The sequence below is a fragment of the Bacteroides sp. Ga6A2 genome (assembly GCF_000702225.1).
Lineage (GTDB): Bacteria > Bacteroidota > Bacteroidia > Bacteroidales > Bacteroidaceae > Ga6A1.
In genome coordinates this window covers 20,815-41,171 of record NZ_JNKX01000023.1, presented here as the reverse complement: position 1 = coordinate 41,171, position 20,357 = coordinate 20,815, and the positions used below count along the sequence as shown (strand labels likewise).

At 45.0% G+C, this 20,357-nt stretch carries 11 protein-coding genes; 2 read left to right on the top strand and 9 right to left on the bottom strand.

Translation table 11 applies throughout. The annotated features are described in order from the left end of the window. Window positions 1-16: 16 nt before the first annotated feature. Complete coding sequence (locus T538_RS0107445) at window positions 17-436, bottom strand: SoxR reducing system RseC family protein (RefSeq protein WP_031533210.1); 420 nt, start codon at window positions 434-436, stop codon at window positions 17-19. 221 nt (window positions 437-657) lie between these two features. Here T538_RS0107445 and T538_RS0107440 point away from each other — a divergent pair, with 221 nt between their 5' ends. Together T538_RS0107440 and T538_RS0107435 are read left to right on the top strand one after the other, a co-directional pair. Beyond that, complete coding sequence (locus T538_RS0107440; protein ID WP_031533209.1) at window positions 658-1,518, top strand: alpha/beta hydrolase; 861 nt, start codon at window positions 658-660, stop codon at window positions 1,516-1,518. 125 nt (window positions 1,519-1,643) lie between these two features. Continuing rightward, the gene (locus tag T538_RS0107435) at window positions 1,644-2,213 is read left to right on the top strand and encodes a 30S ribosomal protein S16 (protein WP_031533207.1); all 570 of its coding nucleotides are present in this window, start codon (window positions 1,644-1,646) and stop codon (window positions 2,211-2,213) included. A 63-nt stretch (window positions 2,214-2,276) separates the two neighbouring features. Here the strand turns inward: T538_RS0107435 and T538_RS0107430 are convergent, their stop codons facing one another. From T538_RS0107430 to rhaM, 8 genes are all read right to left on the bottom strand, one after another. Beyond that, window positions 2,277-3,377 (bottom strand): restriction endonuclease subunit S, encoded by a 1,101-nt coding sequence (locus tag T538_RS0107430; RefSeq protein WP_155993059.1) that lies wholly within the window; start codon window positions 3,375-3,377, stop codon window positions 2,277-2,279. Then, a complete protein-coding gene (locus T538_RS0107425; RefSeq protein ID WP_031533204.1) occupies window positions 3,374-5,431 on the bottom strand; it encodes an HsdM family class I SAM-dependent methyltransferase in 2,058 nt (685 codons plus the stop codon). Before T538_RS0107425 ends, T538_RS0107430 begins: the two co-directional genes overlap by 4 nt. A gap of 472 nt (window positions 5,432-5,903) precedes the next feature. Beyond that, window positions 5,904-6,209 carry an STAS-like domain-containing protein gene (locus tag T538_RS0107420; protein WP_031533203.1) on the bottom strand — a complete coding sequence of 102 codons (306 nt, stop codon included), beginning with the start codon at window positions 6,207-6,209 and terminating at the stop codon, window positions 5,904-5,906. Window positions 6,210-6,909: 700 nt separating this feature from the next. Further along, window positions 6,910-7,719, bottom strand: a complete 810-nt coding sequence (locus tag T538_RS0107415) for a tRNA threonylcarbamoyladenosine dehydratase (protein WP_031533202.1) — start codon at window positions 7,717-7,719, stop codon at window positions 6,910-6,912. Between the two features lie 214 nt (window positions 7,720-7,933). Then, on the bottom strand, window positions 7,934-11,365 hold the full coding sequence (locus T538_RS18865; protein WP_231497083.1) for a rhamnogalacturonan lyase family protein: 3,432 nt from the start codon (window positions 11,363-11,365) through the stop codon (window positions 7,934-7,936). Between the two features lie 19 nt (window positions 11,366-11,384). After that, window positions 11,385-14,240: a glycoside hydrolase family 2 protein gene (locus tag T538_RS0107405; protein ID WP_031533199.1), complete on the bottom strand. Its 2,856-nt coding sequence runs from the start codon at window positions 14,238-14,240 to the stop codon at window positions 11,385-11,387. Between the two features lie 115 nt (window positions 14,241-14,355). Beyond that, a complete protein-coding gene (locus T538_RS0107400) occupies window positions 14,356-18,468 on the bottom strand; it encodes a hybrid sensor histidine kinase/response regulator transcription factor (RefSeq protein WP_081834908.1) in 4,113 nt (1,370 codons plus the stop codon). 74 nt (window positions 18,469-18,542) lie between these two features. Next, on the bottom strand, window positions 18,543-18,857 hold the full coding sequence (gene rhaM, locus T538_RS0107395) for an L-rhamnose mutarotase (RefSeq protein ID WP_031533195.1): 315 nt from the start codon (window positions 18,855-18,857) through the stop codon (window positions 18,543-18,545). Window positions 18,858-20,357 lie beyond the last annotated feature (1,500 nt).

Here is a 20,357-nt window from a genome sequence, read left to right as displayed (position 1 = left end):
GTTTGATTTTTATTATTTAGTTTTTTATTATTGTAAAAGAAAATTTCTTTGTCAATCTGGCACGCATAGTATACAGAACGAAATAATATGGCACAAGAATGCCAAGGCCTGCAGCGGCCGCAACAATCTCGTTCTTACCAAAGGCATAGTATGCAGCGAACGTAGCCACGAGCAACAGCACAAACGGATACATATATGCAAGCAGTACGGCCTGAATGCCGTATGATGTTGCACCAACCACCGTCACCTCGTCGCCTACCGCATAGTTAGTAGCTTCATAGTCGTAAATATCTATAAGATGTTCCTTACTCTCCGCCGACTTACACATGTCCAACGCCTTGCAGGATGCACACGCCGACGTTTGTACAATCTTTACTTTAATATGATTTTCTTCTATCGAATCAATTATTCCCTGATGTTTAATTGCATCTGCCATATTTGACAAGTCTACATTACAAAAATCGAGCAAATGTAGGTATTTTATCTTAAACAAAGAAAAAAACAAGTGATTATTTTTTCAATAAATACTCTTTTCTTTAAAATTGTTCGGATTTATCACAATTATACTAAAAAAAGTCACCGTTAATGCAAACGGAAATGTTTTTTTACCTATTTTTGTTTGCCAAAAAGTTTAGTATTTACTATTATTTAATAAACATGAAAAGATTTTTGTTCTTACTATCACTCATTGCTGCTGTTACAACAGGAGTAAAGGCTCAGAAGCCTGAAATCATCAAACTTTGGGGCTCTAAGGGAGCACCAACCGACAACGGACTTGCCGGTCAGGAGAAAAAAGAAGGCAGCGGATATGTAAACGTAGCCGAGGCTGAATTGTGGTGCTACCCTGCCAAGAAAGCCAACGGAAAGGCTATCGTATGCTGTCCCGGCGGCGGCTACACTCACCTTGCCTTCGCACACGAGGGAACAGACATGGCTCAGTGGTTCAACAATCAGGGAATCACTTTCTGTGTTCTGAAGTACCGTATGCCAAACCAGCACAACGGTGTTCCGTTGGAGGATGTTAAGCAGGCTCTGAAGGTTGTACGCGACCATGAGCGCGACTGGGGCGTTGACAAGCGCAAGGTGGGAATCATGGGTTCATCAGCCGGCGGTCATCTGGCTTCTACAGCAGCCACTCACCTTTCATCTGCCGAAGGTCCAAACTTCCAGATTCTTCTGTATCCTGTAATCTCTATGGACCAGAGCATCACACACCGCGGCTCAAGAGAGAATCTCATCGGCAAGAATCCGACAGAAATGGTTGTCAAGGGCTTCAGCAACGAACTTTGCGTTAGCGAGACAACTCCAAAGGCTTTCATCGTATTCAGCGCCGACGACAAAGTTGTTGTTCCTGAAAACACAATCCGCTACGCTCAGGCTCTCATCGCACACAAAGTGCCTTGCACTATCCACATGTACCCTATAGGCGGACACGGCTGGGGCTACCGCGACTCGTTCACTTACAAGAGAGAGTGGACAGGCGAGCTCGAGAAGTGGCTCTTGGAGATGGACAGATAAAATAAGAGGTGCATTTTCAGACACTTATTCTTTGCCAATCAAAAAAAAAGGATTATCTTTGCAGCCGTCTTTACGAGTTAGAGACATTTCAAACCTATTATTCATTTTAAAAACATTTTAACAAAATGGCTACAAGAATTAGATTGCAGCGTAACGGTCGTAAGAGCTACGCTTTCTACTCAATCGTTATTGCTGATGTAAGAGCTCCACGTGATGGTAAGTTTACAGAGAAGATTGGTACTTACAACCCTAACACCAATCCTGCTACAGTAGATTTGAACTTTGAGCGTGCATTGTACTGGGTTGAGACTGGTGCTCAGCCAACTGACACTGTTCGCAACATCCTTTCAAACGAGGGCGTTTACATGATGAAGCACCTTAAGGGTGGTGTAAAGAAGGGCGCATTCGACGAGGCTGCTTGTGCTGCTAAGTTCGAGGCTTGGAAGAACGCTAAGACTCAGAAGACTGACGCTGCTAAGGCTAAGGTTGCTGATGCAAAGAAGGCTGACGTTGCTGCTCGTCTTGAGGCAGAGAAGAAGGTTAACGAGACTATCGCTAAGAAGGTTGCCGACAAGAAGGCTGCTGAGGCTCTTGCTAAGGCTGAGGCTGAAGCTGCTGCAAAGGCAGAGGCAGAGGCTGCTGAAGCTCCAGCTGAAGAGGCTGCTGCTACAGAAGAAGCACCAGCAGAGGCTTAATCTTCAACCTTTACAGATTAAAGGATTAAAAAAGGCTGTTCCCAAGGGAGCAGCCTTTGATTTTTATACACTTGCTATCTTTTTATTAGCGTATAATACAACATCTTTTATTACCAGTTTCTGCACTGCGCAGATAAGTTCTTGCATTGCCATATAATTGGGTGCACCGTCACGAACAGGAAGCATAATATTCAACTCATCTGCATCTTTTGCATAAAAATTATGTCCATAATTGAATTGCCCGTTATGAGCTGATTTATGACAAGCTGTAGTAACAAATATTGCAGCGAATTTATCAAGATTTTCCGTATGAACAACAGCAACATGGTCATCTGCCCCGTAATCATAATTGCGGTACTTTGCAGAACCAAACATATCTATCGTTGTCGTGTTCTTTGAAAAGACTTCAACCTCATTTGAAATAAATGCAGAGATTCCAGTATCTGCTTCACCAGCCGTAACAAAAGGCAAATCGCCTTCTGTTCTGTCATCACTTTTCAATCGTTTGCCACGAGTAGATTTTCCAAATAATTTTTCCACTTTAAACTCTCGCCACTCAAGCGAATCTATAGTTCGCAAAGCGTTAGATTCACTTTCTGTCAAAGTATAGTCTGACAAACCTGTAGTCGTAAGGTAAGCAGAAAGTTTACACATATTTTCCTCTTTTATCTCGCGTATAAATGACTCCATAAAATCAAAGTCGATTTCACCATCGTTGGTCTGAGGGAGATGGATTATCGTGGAGTTCATAGCATCTCGATTAAATTTATGACCATAATCATAACCAGCGTTTGAAGTTGCAACTCTACAAGCAGAAATTATATACAAAGCAATCTCCTGATTGAACGGTAAAAATTTTGACACTAAATGTTGAATGTGCTGATAGCCTATAAAATCATCTTTCTGATAATACATAGTATCTGCACCAAGCGTTGTATCAGAACAGCTTATAGAATTACCCGAGTTGTTTGCTTCAAGGCTTGAAAAGCCCATTACCCCATTATCTATTGAAGAGTTCGACACAAGCGGTACCGTACCATTTTTCGACATTATTTGCTCGTTTGTAAGTTTATACCACTTTGTGGGATTTATTTCAAACAAATCTCCCAGCCTATATTCACCCCACTTGACAGCCTTAAGTTTCTCATCAAGTGGGGCATCTATTTTCCCAAGCCTTCACCTCCATTCATAGGATTCTTCAAAAGACTACTGACCTCCCATGCAAGATAATCGGACACAGTCTTTTTGAAATCGGCAAGCGTTGGCTTAGTATCTACTGGCGCGCTCTGATTCCAATCCGCTCCGTTTTCCGGGTCGATCGTACCTTCGTAATATTCTTTTTCAGTAAAGATATTCAGTTTACTCTTACCGAAACGAACAAGGTTCACGACTTCCTCATATCGTCCTTTTGCATTGTCAGTATCGCGAAGATTAACGCTTGCTTTCTTGCGGCTAGTTCTTGCATAGCCATCGTTAGAAAAATCGATAAACTTTACTATTTCGTCTTTCTGATGAGCCTCGCCTACTCTAAACACATACACATTCGTCTGAACGCTCGATTTTCCAACAAACAAATCTATCGGCATTTTTATACTTGCAAGAAGCGTAGAATGTTTCAAAATGCGCTTGTTGTATTCAACAGCTTTTCCGCTTCCCGCACTGTTCTGAATGATTATCGCAGCATAACCTTTGTTCATCATCGAAAGTGCCTTCTCTACAAACACCATTCCGTTGCCACCTGCTGAATACGGCGGATTCAACACAAACGCAGTAGCTGGGAACTTTTCAGTAGTACGTACAAAACCATAATTTCCGTCATAATCGTTAAGAGAATCTTTATTTATGATATTGCTGCTTCCATCGCCCATCAAAATCATATTGAGGATTGCAAGCATATAAATTGACGGTAAAATTTCCAATCCCAAAAGTTGATTTGCCTTTATATGCGCCTCTTTTTTCTTGAACTCGTCTGGACTTTGGATGTTTGCCTTTGCATCGTCAATCATAACGTTCATGGCAGCAACCAAAAGACCTGCCGAACCAGTTGCAAAATCCCAAACATAACTGTCCTTATTCACACGGGCAAGACGAGCTAAAAAAGTTGCAACATATCTTGGGGTTAAGACAACATCATTGAGTTTGTCTTGTGTGAAGCCAAGCCAGTTGTACATCTCATTGAATAGTTTGCCTGTAAAATCTGTCGTAAGTCCAATTTTGTAATAAAGTCCCAAATCGTCTATTACTTTCGAAAACACTCTTTTAAGCTGACTTTCGCCGTTTATTGGTTTATTGATGTTTTCGTTAGTCAAAAGTCCTTCTGAAAAATTCTGAATAATAAGATTCTTTTTATCTTCGGGAACATTCTTTGCACTCAAAAATGCTTCGATTTTACGCAGCATAATATCACCATCACGCTCACCTTTCTCCGCAGAACTTTTCAAGTCTGATTTTTCGAGTGGTTTTACATATTTATCACCCTTAATACCAAGATTTGCGATTATAGAGGCTGCAACAAGATAAATGCGAGCAGACTCTCCAAGTCCGTTCTCGTTTTTATAAATGTCGTTGTTTAGTTTTACAAGACTTGAAGATATTTCAGCTTCACGCTTTTCTATGCTCTTGTTTTTCTCTTCTTCTGTAAGATTTAACGATTTTACTTTTTGAATAAAAGAATCAAAATTCTCTTTTTTGAGGAACGACAAATCTGAATATTTTGCAACTTCCTGTCCATAGCCAAAGTTTTTGCTCGACACGTAATACACACCTATTTCGTTCTGCAAAATGCCAGCATCATCCTTATAACCTGTAACACCAATGGAAATAATATCTTCATAATCGGTGTAATGCAAAAGTGCATTTGCATAATGAACCGCGCCGTTTACCGCATAAGTATTTATGCTTTTAAAGTCATCTTTATTGTCGGAAGTTTTAAGAGCAACATTTCCGTTTTCGTCAAATTTCACAAGTTTGTCCTTATAGCCTTTGTACTCTATTAAGACAGGGTAAAAAGAACCATAGCTGTCAGTTGCAAGCAGTTTACAGTCTGGACGATTACCACCATCTTTGCCTTGTTTTGATATATATTCGTCCAATGCCTTATCTATCGAGCTATTAAGAGATTCCTGCTCTAACTTATAATCCAAATTGTACGATTTTAGCCAACCATTTGCCAAGTCTGCAATATTCGGTTCAACTGACTGTATTTTAGTTTTTGCCATATTTTCAAAAGTTTACCGGCTTCATACTCTTGAAAATTCTCTTAGACAAGCAAAAAGGAAAAAGCGCGAAACCGTTTCTTTGATGCTTATTTTGATTCAGAAGGCATCGCCAAACACCCGTACACAAAAATAAGCACGAAACGGCTCACGCCTATACGACGTGAACCTCTCCGCGAACTTACTCTCTGTGTACATTTAAAATTGGCGATTTTTTCTGAACCGAGAATAAGAGCGTAAAGCTCAATATTTTAATATGTTATATTTTCTTTATTTCTGTTTTTTACGAAAAATATTTTTATTTGTTTAACTTTTGACCGCAAAGATAATGAAATATCTCAAACGATGGTGATTTTGTCTATCTGTTTTTATCGCGCGCAAGATGATAAAAATAGAATGTTGTAAATCTGATTATTCATTTACGACATCCTATTAGATTAACAACCTGTCTGTTAACTCTTACAACACGAAAAGTTTAGATTTTCACCTGTTTGCGTATCACCTTATACCGTCTTTGCAAGGCAACAAGCACGCTGCGTTCTGCCAACGGATTCAAGCCGCGGAATGTTGTGTGCTCCCTCAAATCGTCAAGAGACATTTCGATAAGCAATTTTGCGATACATTCATCAGCAAAAGAGTTTGTAACCACATTTACGCCAGTAAAATCAAGAACAACTTTCTCGTCATTGTCGAGCAAAGGACGCAGTTGTTGCCTTATCTTCGCTCCCATATCACTAGAACCAAAATTAGTTCCAAACTGTGAAAATTTAAATTCTACCATAACGACTCTATTTCTTCAGATTCGAACAAACGTTTCATTGTATTTACAAATATCGTGATAATTTTCATATTAACAACGAACAGTCATTATTTTATCAATTACTATGATGTACTCTGAATCAAATTTTGCAACCTTCAACTCCTTGGATTTTCAACTTACCCATAACCAACATTGGACGAACCTTTCGTCTTACTATCCCCTTGCTACTATCTTCCTACCTTCTTCCTACTATCTTGCTACCTTCTTTCTACTATCTTCCTACCTACTTCCTTCTGGCTTCCTTGAACATACCCTTAATGTTGCTTCATCGTACCTTGGATGTACCTTGGACGTACCTTGCCGCTATTTCGTATTTACCAAAAGAATAAATCCATCACAAATTGTTCTTTATTGTTTTCAATTTGTTAATTGTGAATTCTGAATCCCCCCTTTTTCAATTTTCAAGTTTCAACTTCAAAAATTGTCAATTGTCAACTGTGAATTGTCAATTCAGAATTCCACCCTTTTTCAACTTTCAACTCCAAATTTTCAAATCATCCAAGTCCTACTGTCTTCGTTCCTTCCAGTTTACTTGCCCCTTGCTATCCCCTTACTATCCCCTTGCTATCCCCTTGCTATCGGCTTGTCTATTCCTACCTTTCAACTTTCGGTTTTCAAACTTCAAGAAGTCAACTGTAAGTTGTCTATTTACAACTTTCTCTTAGTTATGAGATTGCCTATCAATATCTGCCAGCACCAAACCGCCAAGCATAAAGCCAAAGATGGCTGTGATATGCGCCATTGTGCCGTTTATCTGAGCCTTTGACGAGCACCACTCGTGATTCAAAAGAGAAGGGTCGCCTGGACCATTCTTGGCCTTAGGACACATACATTGTTCTGTTCCGCAGGTAGCATTGTGACCTCGGTTTGCAAGTAACTCGTCGCTATAAACGCACATGAATTTATGCTTAGGAAACTGTTGCTGCGACTTGAACTTCTTTCGCAATGCACGCGCTAACGGATCGCCTTGTACCTTCCAAAATTCGGCAACTTTTATGCGTGTAGCATCCATCTTCAATGCTGCTCCCATAGACGAAAAGAACTTTGCCTTGGTGCGACATGCCATCAGTATGAGCAAAGCCTTGTCTTTGAGCGAGTCGATGGCATCGACGATATAGTCGTAACTGTCCAAGTCGAAATCATCGGCTGTTTCTTGCGTGAAAATTTTCTGCAATGCCGTAATTTCAGCCTTTGGATTGATGGTTAACAAACGCTCTCTTAGTGCCACCACCTTTACCTGTCCAACAGTTTTGGTAGTTGCCATAAGTTGGCGGTTTATATTTGTTATACACACGCGGTCGCTGTCTACGATAGTCAGCTGACGGATGCCACTGCGGATAAGACTCTCGGCACACCATGAGCCAACGCCTCCAACTCCAAAAATAATCACTTTTTTCTGAGCAAAACACTCCATTGTTTCGTTGCCTAACAGCAACTCGGAACGTTTGAATAATGCTTGTTCTATAGCCATCTTTACTTAACTCATTTTTTGCGGCGCAAAAATATGAAAAAAACAGAAAATATGTATTAGGCATGGAAGATTTTCGGAATTTGGAAGCATGAAAACAGAGCAAAATAACATAAATATGGTATATCAAAACAAGTCTAAAGTTTTTAGCGCATGAAAAAAACATAGCCCGACAAAAACTGCCGGGCTATGTCCTCTTTTTAATTTATGAACCTTATTATTTCAGAAGTTTCTTTAGTGCTTTCAGTTGTTTGTTTTTCTTTGCACCCTTGGCAAAAGAACGGGCGTTGTTCTGTGCACCGAGCTTTGAAGTGTGCGTATGGTCGTGGTTGTAGTATTCTTTTGCCTTCTCCTCGCCTAACTTGTCGAGGAAGTCGGCTGAGATGTTGTGAACATCGACAAAGGCAACGCCTGTCTGCTCAACAACCTCGCGATACCACTTTCCGTAAGAATCGTTGCGACGCTCAATCTTGCCATCCTTCCAGATGTTACGCGGAGTGAGGCTCAAGAGGATTGGTGTTCCACCCTTCTCTCTTACATCCTCGATAAACTTGCGGAGATACCATCCGAAGGTGTAAACAACCTTGTAGCGCTGTGTCTTCTCCATCTTGTACACATGACTGCTGTCGGCTGTTCCGGCAATATCGGCTCTCGCCTTGCCTGTGTTGATTGGACCCATATCGTTGTGTCCAAACTGAATCAGAACATAGTCGCCCGGCTGAATACTGTTGTAAACCTCGTCCCAACGGCCTTCGTCGAGATAGGTACGGCAGCTACGTCCAGCCTTTGCACAGTTCACCGGAGTACACTTTTCGGTGTTGAACACGAGCGAAGCCTGACTGCCCCAGCCCCACATGCCATCGTCTTTCTTGTCCTCGTTCTTCACGGTTGAGTCGCCAGTGAGGAACACAACAGGCTTACCCTTCTCGCGCTTAACCTTAACGGTTGGCTTGTTGAGCGGCTTGAGATAGTCGCGCAAATCGGTTGCCGAACATGCTGCGATTCCCTCGGCTGCCGACTCGGCATTGATGCGCGCGCCAAACTCGCTGCTGTGAATCTTATCGAGATAGAAATGATAGTTAACCTTCTTTGGACCGAACTTCTCGAACTTCTTAGCCGTGATGTCTTCCAAGTCTACGAGGGCTACGTTCATCTCCTCTGAAATAGCCTTTATCCAAGGATCGAAGTTTGTGAGCTTACGGGTGATGGTGCTATCGTTGTCCCAAGAGTTACGCGGAGTGAGGGTGAACAAGATTGGAGTTGCGCCCTTAGCACGAATCTCGTTGATGAAGCGACGAAGATATCCGCCGAAAGAATAGACTGTTTCAACTGCGCCTGTCTCCTTGATTGTCACCACAACAGAATCGTTGCCGATGCCCTTTATTGAAGAACGCGCTCTGCCCGAGTCTATCGGACCGTTGTCGTTGTGTCCGAGCTCGAGAATGACGTAATCACCCTTCTGAACGCCCTTGATTACATCTGGCCACAGATGGCGGTAGAATGTACGAGGCGATGTTCCGCCAAGAGCGTGATTCTCTACCGTGATATAGTTCTCGTCGAAATACTCGTGAGCGTAGTATCCCCAGCCCCACTGACCATTGTTTCCGTTGCCGAGAGTTCCGGTACGCATTGTTGAATTTCCGACAAGGAAGAGAACCGGATTGTGTCCCTTGCGCGAAGAGCCTGCAACAGGACGAACTGTGTTCGCCTTGTTCAGACTGTCGAGAGTGAGGTCGATAACCTTATTCACATCTTCCTCAGTCTTTACCTTGCGGTCGTCCTTAAGCGGAAGCATAGCACCGCGGAAATCGCCGCTGAGGTCAGTTCCGAAGTAGAAGCCCGGCTGTGTTGGCTGATTGTATGCCACATTCTGAGTGGCGATGCTGATACGATAGACTGGGTCTGTCAGGAACGTGTGGAAACGATATTCAGCAGGAAGAGTTGAGACGTAAAGACGAAGGTTCTTATCGTCTTTTGTGTGCATCAGCACTTCTTCGCGCCAGTCTCCGTAGAGGTCGCCCTGCAAGCAAGGAGTAGCCTTTGTTCCGTTGTTGCTTATTGTTCCGTCGAACACCTGAAGAGTGTCGCATCGGTTAGTCTTTTCGTTATACTTGTAAACAACGTTGCGGTCGAGAAGTTCGCGAGAAAGGTCGCCGTCCCACCAAACTGCGCTGTTTATAGGGAAAGGATTCTGACGAGAGAACTTGAGGTCTGCCACCTTCTTTCCTTTATAATTGTAGATGCCCTTGCTGTCGATTGACCACATCTCAACGCCGTTGTTGCTTGGCATAATATCGGCAGCCATACACCTTCCTACATCGATGTTAGACGGAAGTTGGAAGAGCACCTTTCCTGTTGCAGCATCTGTAAGGGTTGAGCCGTCCTTCTTGTTCTCGTGGCAGTCCCACACCTGAAGGGCTGGCTTGCCTGGAATGAACTGAGTAAGATGCATAGCATCGCCGTGTCCCATCTTGGTTGAGTAAAGTCCCTTTCCGTCGTGGTCGATGGCGCATGAGCCGTAGATAATCTCGTCGCAGCCGTCGCCGTCAACATCGCCCACACGAAGGTTGTGATTGCCCTGTCCGGCATAGTCTTCATTGCCCTTAACCGAACTGTCGAAAATCCACTTTTTGCTTAGATTCTTTCCGTCCCAGTTATATGCAGCGAGCATCGTCTTTGCATAATATCCACGGCACATGATGATGCTTGGACGTATGCCGTCGAGATAAGCCACGGCAGCAAGCATTCGTTCGCTGCGGTTTCCGTGGTCGTCGCCCCAATCCTTGGTATCGCCGCGTTTTGGTTCGAAGTCTACGCTTGCCATAGCCGCACCGGTCAATCCGTTGAATACGGTCAGATATTCCTTTCCGGTGAAGACATGACCGTTCGGACTGCGATAATCAGCCTTTGCATCGCCGATAATCTTGCCTTTGCCGTCCTTCGAGCCGTCGGATGTGCGGACAGCCATTTCTGCCTTTCCGTCGCCATCGAAATCGAACACCATGAACTGAGTATAGTGCGCTCCGGCACGGATGTTACGACCGAGGTCAACGCGCCACAGCTTCTCGCCGCTGAGACGATAGCAGTCGATAAGCACGTTGCCTGTGTATCCGTTGTGCGAGTTGTCGTGGGCATTTGTAGGCTCCCACTTCAAGAATATCTCATATTCACCATCGCCATCAACATCGCCTATGCTTGCATCGTTGGCAGTATAGCCGTATGTCTTGCCATCTGGAGTCTTGCCTCCGGCAGGCTTCTGCAACGGAATATTCACATATCCGACAGGAGCATTTGCCTGCATTGCGAATGTGCCGCTCTTTCCATCGGTCTCCTTGCCGTTGATAACCGGCTTAACAGTATATTTGGCAGCAGCCGATGAAGCATTATTATCAACAAAATAAGTTACCTTCTCGATTGGTGTAGAGTTAAGTTTCTTACCGTCGCGGTAGACATTGAATGCCACATTGCGCGCATCCTGAACAAGATAGCGCCATGTAACAAACACTTCCTTCTGACTCTGGCGCACGGCAACGACGCCTCTGCCCAGATTCTCGGTCTTGAGTTTAGAGAAATCGTACTTTGTCTGCGCCTTCATCGGCACTATGCCAAGCATAGCACCAAAAAGCAGTGAAATAGCTATTTTCTTCATTATTCTAATAAGTTTGTCTCTACTTGAATTTAAACCAGAGTTTCAGTTTCAGGCCCTCATCGCCCTGCTTTATGCGGATGTTTCCCGGCTGGCTCTTAGGGCCGTGCTGAGAAACCGGCTTGAACGACTGGATTGCCGGAATGTCGAGCAAGAAAGAGATGTCGCCCTCTGGGAACGATGGCATCGTGTTCTTTCCGCCGGCTCTGCCCTCTGGCTCCTGTGGAGTGAAGACTCTGAAGAACACACCATCGGTCTCGCTGAATACCGTCATCGGAGTGGTATCGCTCTCGAGAGTAGCCCAGTAGATGTTGGCATGATAGCCCTTGAACTCAGGATATTCGAGTTTGCCCTTCTTTGTCTCACCTGTAATCGTGTTGTTATAGTCTTTGTGCCACATACCGATGTTGTGACCGCGGATTCTGTTCTTCCAAACGCGATAAGGACCGCGTCCCATCCACTTCATGCCCTTTACGCTCTGCTCGTCGTAACTGAAGTTGAAGCCGAAGTTGCGCACGTCTGTATCCATAAAGGCATCGTCGAAGCCCTTTCCGCCGTTGGCACGGTTAAGCATCACGGCATCAAGACCGAGAACGCCGTCGGGCTGCATACGCCATACAATCGAGTCAACTCCGCCAAGATATTTGACTACATAAACGGCGTCGTTGCCGTCGTTGCGGACGCTCGCACTCTGGAACTTCATCTTCAGTCCAACGGTTGTAGGACCGTTCTTCAACGAAGATTCCTTGCCGTCTGCCAATACATTCTTCAGCTGTCCGTCAGCCTTGTTGAAGCGAGCCTCAACGCCGTTTGCCTTCAGAACAACCTCGTCGGCACTCTCGACAAACTCAGCCTTTTGCGCACTCTTCAAATCGTACTTGCGAGATGAATTCTGGCGGCCGAAATAATCAGGAGCATAATGAATTGGCCATGTCCATGTGCAGACATCCTCGCCGTGCTCGTCTGTAGCAGTCATCTCGAGCAAATCGCCGTCGAACAGATTTGCAGGGAAGTCGATGTGCATTCTGCGTGTCTCGTTTGGCTCGAGCGATGGGAAGTCAGCCTGTCCCTCGCAAAGCACCTTGCTCTCGCCCGACTTCAACGGAGATGAGATGCCAAGGATTTTATATCTAAGCTTGCACTTGTCGAGATTTGTGTACAAGTACTTGTTTGTTACCATGAAATCGCCCTTGAACGAAGGCGTGATATACAGTTTCTTAAACTGGATTGGTGCCCATACGTTGCGAACGGCATCGAAACTACCCTCCTTCTCGCGATAAGGGCCTAAGATTCCGTCGGGAGCGTTGCTGCCGTCAGAGTCGAGTTCGTTGTTGCGATCGGTTCTTACAACGGTCTCGTCGCAGAATGCCCAGATGAAGCCGCCGGCAAACAACGGATGAGAAGTATAGTTATCCCAGAAGTCCTCGAGTCCTGCACCTGCACCTTGGTCGTACATGGCGTGCTCAAACTCGGTTGGCATGAACACCTTATAGCCGTTTACGAATCTGCCAACACCTGTGAGGAATGCCGGATAATGATGAGTATCGAACTGGTTGAAGTCGGCCCAAGGGTGAATAACGTGGCGTTTCTGCGGATCGTACTGCTCGAACAAGCCGTCGAGTTTGTAGTTCCAGCCACCCTCATTACCGTTGTTCCAAACGATGATACAAGGATGATTCACATCGCGTACAAGCATCTCCTCAACGAGTTTCGGACCAACCTTGCTGTCGTAGGCATCGTGCCAGCCTGCAAGTTCGTCGAGATAGAACAGACCGAGCGAGTCGCACACATCAAGAAAATGATTATCAGGCGGATAATGCGAACGCACGGCATTCATATTCATCTGCTTTATCAGCTTTGCATCCTCGATGCTGAGAGCCTTGTTTGTTGTTCGTCCGCCCTCTGGATGGAACGAATGGCGGTTCACGCCCTTCAGAACGACCTTAACATCGTTTACATAAAGTCCGTCGGCTGGTCTGAACTCAACTGTTCGGAAGCCCACTCTCTGGCTAATCTTATGGATTGCCTTTCCATTGGCATCCTGAAGCGTGATGCCCAGAACGTACATATTCGGGTGCTCGCACTCCCACTTTTCAACATTGCCCCAGCTTAGCGAATGTGTCTGAACATCGGCAGCCGAAGCCTTCATCTCCTTTGTGGCGATGATGCTTGCAGGATTCTTGAGCGATGAGAGTTCGTACTTTACGGTTGCTCCCGACGGAACATTCTCGGCGTAAAGGTCAACGTTCATCGTACCGTCAGCCTTGGCATCTACCGCAATGCGATGGATGTTAGACTTTGGTTCTGCCTTCAGATATACTGGACGGTAGATTCCGCCAAAGAGCCACCAGTCGGCACGACGTTCTGCGCCGTTTATCGACTTGTTCTCGCTCTCCTTGCTTACCTTCACCTCGAGCAGATTATTGCCTGCTACGAGAAGATTCGTTATATCATATTCAAACTGATAGAAGCCGCCTTGATGTATTGCGCCGGCGAGTTTGCCGTTAACCTTCACCTCGGTATCGGTCATAGAGCCTTCGAAAACGATGCTCACCTTCTTGCCGTTCCACGAAGCCGGAAGTTTGAACTTTGTCTTGTACTCGCCAATTTCGTCGCTCGCCTTCTCGCCCTTGTTCACATAAAAGCGTCCGTAGGTATAATCACCAAAGCCTTGCAGTTCCCATTGCGACGGAACTTCTATCTTCTTCCATTTTCCGCTGTTCTGTCCTCCAGAGCATCGGAAGTCCCATTTTTTTGTATCGAACAAGCCTTTGCCCGACAGATAAAGCGTCTCAGTCTGCTGAGCATTGGCACAAACGGCACCACTCACCAGCGCTGCCGAAAGCAATAAACTCTTTAGATTAAAGTGATTCTTCATATGCGTTATTTAAATTCGCTACAAAAATATCCAACTTGCATAAAATCACTTTTCACAAATGTTTAATAAAAGTCGAAAAATGTTTCAAATGACACTTAACCAACATTTTTCATCTTTATTTGTCAGCCTCATCCGCATTTTTGCTGTCATCGCCAATTTTGTTGGCATAGCGTTCAATATACTCGCTCGGCTGCATTCCGAACTCTTTTTTGAAGCAGATTGAGAAGTATTTCGGGTCGTTGAAGCCTACGGTATATGCCAAGTCGCTGATGCGGATGTTCGTATTCTCTTCCATTATCTTGCAAGCCGCCTTCAGTCGGATGTTGCGGATGAACGCCGTGGTGGTGAGTCCGGTTAGAGAACGTAGTTTCTTGTAGAGCGTTGTTCGGCTCGTTGCCATCTCGGCGCAGAACTGAGTTACGTCGAAGTCCGAATTGTTGAGCTGTTTGTTTACGCACGCAATGGCATCCGACAGGAACTTGCCGTCCATATCGGTATAGTCGAGTCCGCTGATGTCGATGACGAGCTGTTTCTTAAAGTCGCTCGCCGCCCTCGACTTCATGTTAAGCAGACTTGAAATTCGGGCATGAAGAGCCGACAGATTGAACGGCTTGGTGAGATAAGCATCTGCACCGGCGGTATAGCCTTCGTCGCGGTCTTCCTCGGTACGCTTTGCACTCAGCAGAATTATTGGGATGTGACAGACTTCGATATCTGCCTTAACCTTCTTCGTGAGTTCTATGCCGTTCATCTCTGGCATCAAGATGTCGGAAACAACAAGGTTCACGTCCTCGCTCTTCAGAATGTCGAATGCGTCTTTTCCGTTCGAAGCTTTCAAGACACGATAGTTTCGGCACAGAAGCCTGTACATCACATTCAGAAGTTCCTCGTTATCCTCAACAAGAAGGATACAAGGCGTATTTTCGTCGAACTCTGGCTCAGAAGCGGCGTTGTCGTCGGCATCCTCGTAGTTAGATTTGTCGGCTATCGCTTCAGAAGAATTGAGTTCCTTATTGTCAATTTCGATAATCTCCTCGTCGGAATAAGCCTCCTTGCAGATTGGCAGTTTAACAAGGAATTCCGTGCCCTTGCCTTCCTCGCTCTCGACCGTAATCGAACCCTTATGAAGGTTCACCAAATCGCGCACCAGAGACAATCCGATACCCGTACCGATGGTATGTTTCTGACGGTAATCGCCTTCGTAGAAGCGCGTAAAGAGGTCTTTCTGCTTCTCCTTAGAGATGCCCTTTCCGTTATCTTTTACCGAAAGCTGAACATAGTCTTTTCCCGACAGATATTTCAGAGTAAGAAGGATATAACCTCCTGCATTACTGTATTTTGCCGAATTAGACAGAAGATTGTACAGAATCTTGTCAACCTTGTCGCAGTCGAAGTAAGCGTTCATCACATCTTCCTCGCACATAACCGAGAAATGAAGTTGTTTCTTGCGTATCAGAGATTCGAAACTCTCGGCTTCCTGACGCACAAACTGAGCCAAATCGCCCTTCGCAACCCTCAGTTTCAGGTTACCCGTCTCCGCCTTGCGGAACTCCAGAATCTGCTGCAACAGCCTTATCAGTCGGTGAACATTTACGTCCATCGTGCGAGCCAGTTCGCCAGCCTCCGGAACGCGCTCCTTCAGGTCGTCGAGCGATGCCGAGATTATCGTGAGCGGAGTCATCAGCTCATGCGTGATGTTCGTGAAGAACTGAAGCTTGATGTGGTTCAGTTCCTCAACCTTATGCTTCTCCATCTCGTTTACCCTTATGCGGTTGCGCAATGCCATGCGGTTGCGCATATTCTTCAGCACAAAGTAGAAGATAGTAAACGCCGCAGCGATATACAGCATGAACGCCCACCAAGTGAGCCACCACGGCGGAGTGATAACCACGGTAATGGTCTTAACCTCGCTCCACTCGCCGTTTTCGTTCGTTCCCTTAACCTTAAAGACGTATGTTCCCGATGCAAGGTTTGAATATCGAGCTTCGCGATGGTCTGAATCGACATACTGCCATTCCTTGTCATAGCCTTCGAGTTTGTAGGCGTAGCGATTCTGCTTTGGCATGGTGTATGTAAGCGATGCGAATTCAATCTCGAAGCTGTTGGCGTTGTATGGAATAACGATTTTGTTTGTAAAATCGGGAGTGAATTTCGAAATCTTGGTGCGCACCTCATCGTCGTAGTCGGAAAGCGACTTGCCGTCTATAACGATGTCGGTGATATGTATTGACGGAGTGCCGCTCTTCTTGTTCACGATGTCCGAGCGGAAGGCAACAATTCCGTTGGCACAGCCGAAATACAGAACACCATCCCGGAAGAAAGCCGAACGAATGTTGAAGAAATTATCCGGCAATCCGTCGGCAACGGTAAACACTCTCACCTTGCCCGACAGCTCTCCGTCGAGAATAAGGCAGGCGAGTCCGTTGTTCGTTCCAATCCACAGATTACCGTTCTCATCTTCCTGAATGCTGTTCACCATATTTCCCGGAAGGTTGTACTTGGCATGGACAGATGTGAAGCAGTCGTTCTTTGTATCATACTGACAGAGTCCTGCGCCTTCCGCACCTACCCATATTCTGCCTTTCTTGTCCTGATAGATGCATGACGGATTATCAACCGGAAGTTGCTCATTTTCATGACTGTAAGTCTGGCACACGAACATACGCGGATTGTTCAACCTGCCAGAAATGTGAACCACGCCCTTACCATTGGTACACAGCCAGATAGTCTTGTCAGCCGTTTCGATAACCTGCGTTGTTTCTTGCAGAAGTCCGTTGTGCGCGCCAGGAACAGAACTCATGCAGAACTCCCTGCCGTCCTTGTATTTTATTCCCAAGCCCCTGTACGAGCCAACCCACCAGTTGCCGTCGTGGTCCTCGCACACATCAAAGACCAAGTTGTGCGGAATGAATCCGCAGTTTTCAACAAGATACTGCCTCAACACCTTTCCGCCGTTGCATACCGTAACGCCGCAGTCCTGAGTAACTGCCAAAATCTCGTTGGTTCTTCGGCTGTATTTTACCGCATACGGAAGTTTAGACGACGTTACATTAACGGCGTTTCCTCCATGCAGATAACCGATGCCATAGCCGATGCCAGCCCATATTGCGCCGTTAGGCTCTACATATAATCCGCTGATATGGTTTGTATTGAATGCCGGAAACTGCTTAAAATCGATAGTTGTGAATGCGCCCGAATTGACCTCGGCACGCAGAATTCCATCGCCCTGCGAGCCAAGCCAGATGATACCGTTATTGCTTCGCATAACCGATGTTATCTCGTGCGCCGGCAGATAGTGGCGGTTGTCCTTCTCCTGATAGTTGGTAAACGTGCCCACGCTGCCCAGCGGCATAATGCTCACACCGTCGCGAGTGCCCAGCCACAGGCATTTGTTTGCATCTTCGCAGATTGAAAGAACGTAGTTTGAGATGAGCGAACGCTCGCCTCCCGAACTTGCCCAATGCTCGTAATCAACCTTATAGTTCTTTACATCTATCTTAAAGCGGAAGAATCCCGAGCCCCATGTTCCAGCCCACATCGAGCCGTTGGAGTCGCGGTAGAGTTTTACGATGCGCGTGTTGTCGCCAAACGGATTGAAGTGCGTAAAGACCTTTGTCTTAACGTTAAAGTGATACAAGCCGTTGCTCCACGTTCCGATTATCAGATTATGGTTTGCATCCTCTATAATTCCCTGAATGTTAACGCCTTCGGGGATATCTCCCTCGCATACCTTGTGCGTCATAGCCACAACCGAGTCGTTAGCCTCGTCGTAGTAAGCCATACCGCGAATGTAGCCCAGATATACTTTCTTGTCCGAGGCAACATAAATATCATTAAGTCGCTGTTTGTCGAATCCGTTGGCGGTGTAACTTTTCACTGCACCCGTACGCTTATCGTAGATTGAGAGTCCGCCGTGCGTACCGATAAAAAGGCGGTTCTGCGCATTCTCCCTTACGCAAAGAACGTTGCTGCTTGGCAGAATGTTCTTGATATGAAAGTCTGTCCGCAGCGCGCTTACGTTATATCCGTCATAGCGGAACAGACCGTAGTATGTAGCCACCCACAGAAAGCCGTCGTTGTCTTGGTACACCTGATGTACCATGTTGTTTGGCAATCCGTCGGGGGTTGAATATTGTTTAAAACGGTAATAATCAGATGACTGCACTTGTGCCGTAGCACCAACAGCCGTAAAAGTAATCAGTAATACTGATAAAAGTTTTTTTAGCATCCTTGCCTTTCGATACAGTTAGTAATTATAAGATATATACGCAGGCAAAGATACTAAAAAAACACTAATTTCTATCAATCCATGTGAAATCTTTCTGACAATGGGATAGTTACCGGAGAATTATCTTCGTTCACCTCCATAATGTCTGCCATGTAGTCCCACCACTTCTGCACAACTGGGTTTGCGCCCATGTCTTGCGACGATTCCTCACCTTCTATCTCCTGATATGCAAAAAGTATGTTTGTATCCTTGTCCCAGTAAATCGAATAGTTGCGAACACCGCCGTCCGACAGCATCTTCTTCAACTCTGGCCAGATGGCTGCATGGCGTTTCTGATACTCGTCCTCGAAGCCCGGCTTCAGGAACATCTTGAATGCTTCTCTTCTCATGATTTTTTGTTAGTATTTGTTTTAATTATAGTTAATGAAATTGTGCTACAAATATAATAAACAATTCACAATTCACAGTTGACAATTGACAATTTTTAAACTTGAAAGTTGAAAATTTAAAGTTGAAAAAACAGGAAGTCAGAAGTCAGAATTCAGAATTCAGAATTCATAATTAACAATTCGAAAACAATAAAGAACAATTTATGATGGATTTATTCTTTTGGTAAATACAAAATAGTGGCAAGGTATATGGAAGGTATATGCAAGCTATATGTAGCCTATATGTAGCCTATATGTTAGCTATATGTTGGCTATATGTTGGCTATATCAAAAGTATATCAAAGGCAGGTGATGAGTAGGTCGAAAATTCTTTATTCAATGGCAAATGCAAATCACAAATCATACGCTACTTCGTAATGACGCTATGTTCTGCCAAAATTCCGCGTTCGACCTATGATCGCTTGCTACCGAAGGGACGCAAGAATTCGGTAGCTTTACCCCCTCTTAGTTCTGCCGAATTTCCGAATTCGGCAGCATCACTAAACGGGAGTTTGCAACTCCCATTGTCGCAAAGCGACAAAATGTTACGTACAACATAACGACTTTTTCTGCGGTGGAAACTCTTGCATTCCCTCGGCTTAGCACAACTTTTTTCTGCGGTGGGAATTCTTGCGTCCCTTCGGTAGCAAGCGAACGGAGTTCGAGCGACAAATTCCCGACTTTTTTCTCAGCCGAATTGCAAATTCGGCTGAACGTCATGGTGTAATAAGGAACAATTTATATTGGATTTATTCTTTTGGCAAATACAAAATAGTGGCAAGGTATAGGCAAGGTATATGGAAGGTATATGCAAGCTATATGTAGCCTATATGTTGGCTATATGTTAGCTATATGTTGGCTATATGTTGGCTATATCAAAAGTATATCAAAGGCAGGTGATGAGTAGGTCGAAATTTCTTTATTCAATGGCAAATGCAAATCACAAATCATACGCTACTTCGGAATGACGCTGAAAGCGTCACCTCTCAGTAACCGCAGCATCCGTAGGATCTGCGGACTGAAAAGACACGAATATCACCGACCCTGAAAGCGGTCGCCCATTGCAACTGATGGGGCACTCCTTCAGAGTGCTTGCCGTTGATGGTGTCCTATCCCGCAGGTCGTTCCGACCTACGGTTACTGAGCGGAGACGCCTTCAGCGTCTGCTAATGCCTGTTGTGAGATTTCTTCGGGATGCCTTCGGATTTCGCTCGGGTTTTAAGCATCTGCAAGAGAAAGAAAGTTGAAAAAAAGGAATTCATAATTCATAATTCAGAATTAACAATTCACAGTTGACAATTCATAATTCATAATTCAAAATTCAAAATTGATAGTTCTGGATATATAGCGAACAATTATTGGCGTAAATATCCTTTTTGGAAATACGAAATAGTGGCAAGGTACGTCCAAGGTACGGGGAAGGTACGTCCAAGGTACATCCAAGGTACGTCCAAGGTACGA

Coding starts and splice junctions, on each gene's coding strand:
- T538_RS0107445 (WP_031533210.1), bottom strand. CDS start 436: ATGGCAGATGCAATTAAACATCAGGGAATAATTGATTCGATAGAAGAA.
- T538_RS0107440 (WP_031533209.1), top strand. CDS start 658: ATGAAAAGATTTTTGTTCTTACTATCACTCATTGCTGCTGTTACAACA.
- T538_RS0107435 (WP_031533207.1), top strand. CDS start 1,644: ATGGCTACAAGAATTAGATTGCAGCGTAACGGTCGTAAGAGCTACGCT.
- T538_RS0107425 (WP_031533204.1), bottom strand. CDS start 5,431: ATGGCAAAAACTAAAATACAGTCAGTTGAACCGAATATTGCAGACTTG.
- T538_RS0107420 (WP_031533203.1), bottom strand. CDS start 6,209: ATGGTAGAATTTAAATTTTCACAGTTTGGAACTAATTTTGGTTCTAGT.
- T538_RS0107415 (WP_031533202.1), bottom strand. CDS start 7,719: ATGGCTATAGAACAAGCATTATTCAAACGTTCCGAGTTGCTGTTAGGC.
- T538_RS18865 (WP_231497083.1), bottom strand. CDS start 11,365: ATGAAGAAAATAGCTATTTCACTGCTTTTTGGTGCTATGCTTGGCATA.
- T538_RS0107405 (WP_031533199.1), bottom strand. CDS start 14,240: ATGAAGAATCACTTTAATCTAAAGAGTTTATTGCTTTCGGCAGCGCTG.
- T538_RS0107400 (WP_081834908.1), bottom strand. CDS start 18,468: ATGCTAAAAAAACTTTTATCAGTATTACTGATTACTTTTACGGCTGTT.
- rhaM (WP_031533195.1), bottom strand. CDS start 18,857: ATGAGAAGAGAAGCATTCAAGATGTTCCTGAAGCCGGGCTTCGAGGAC.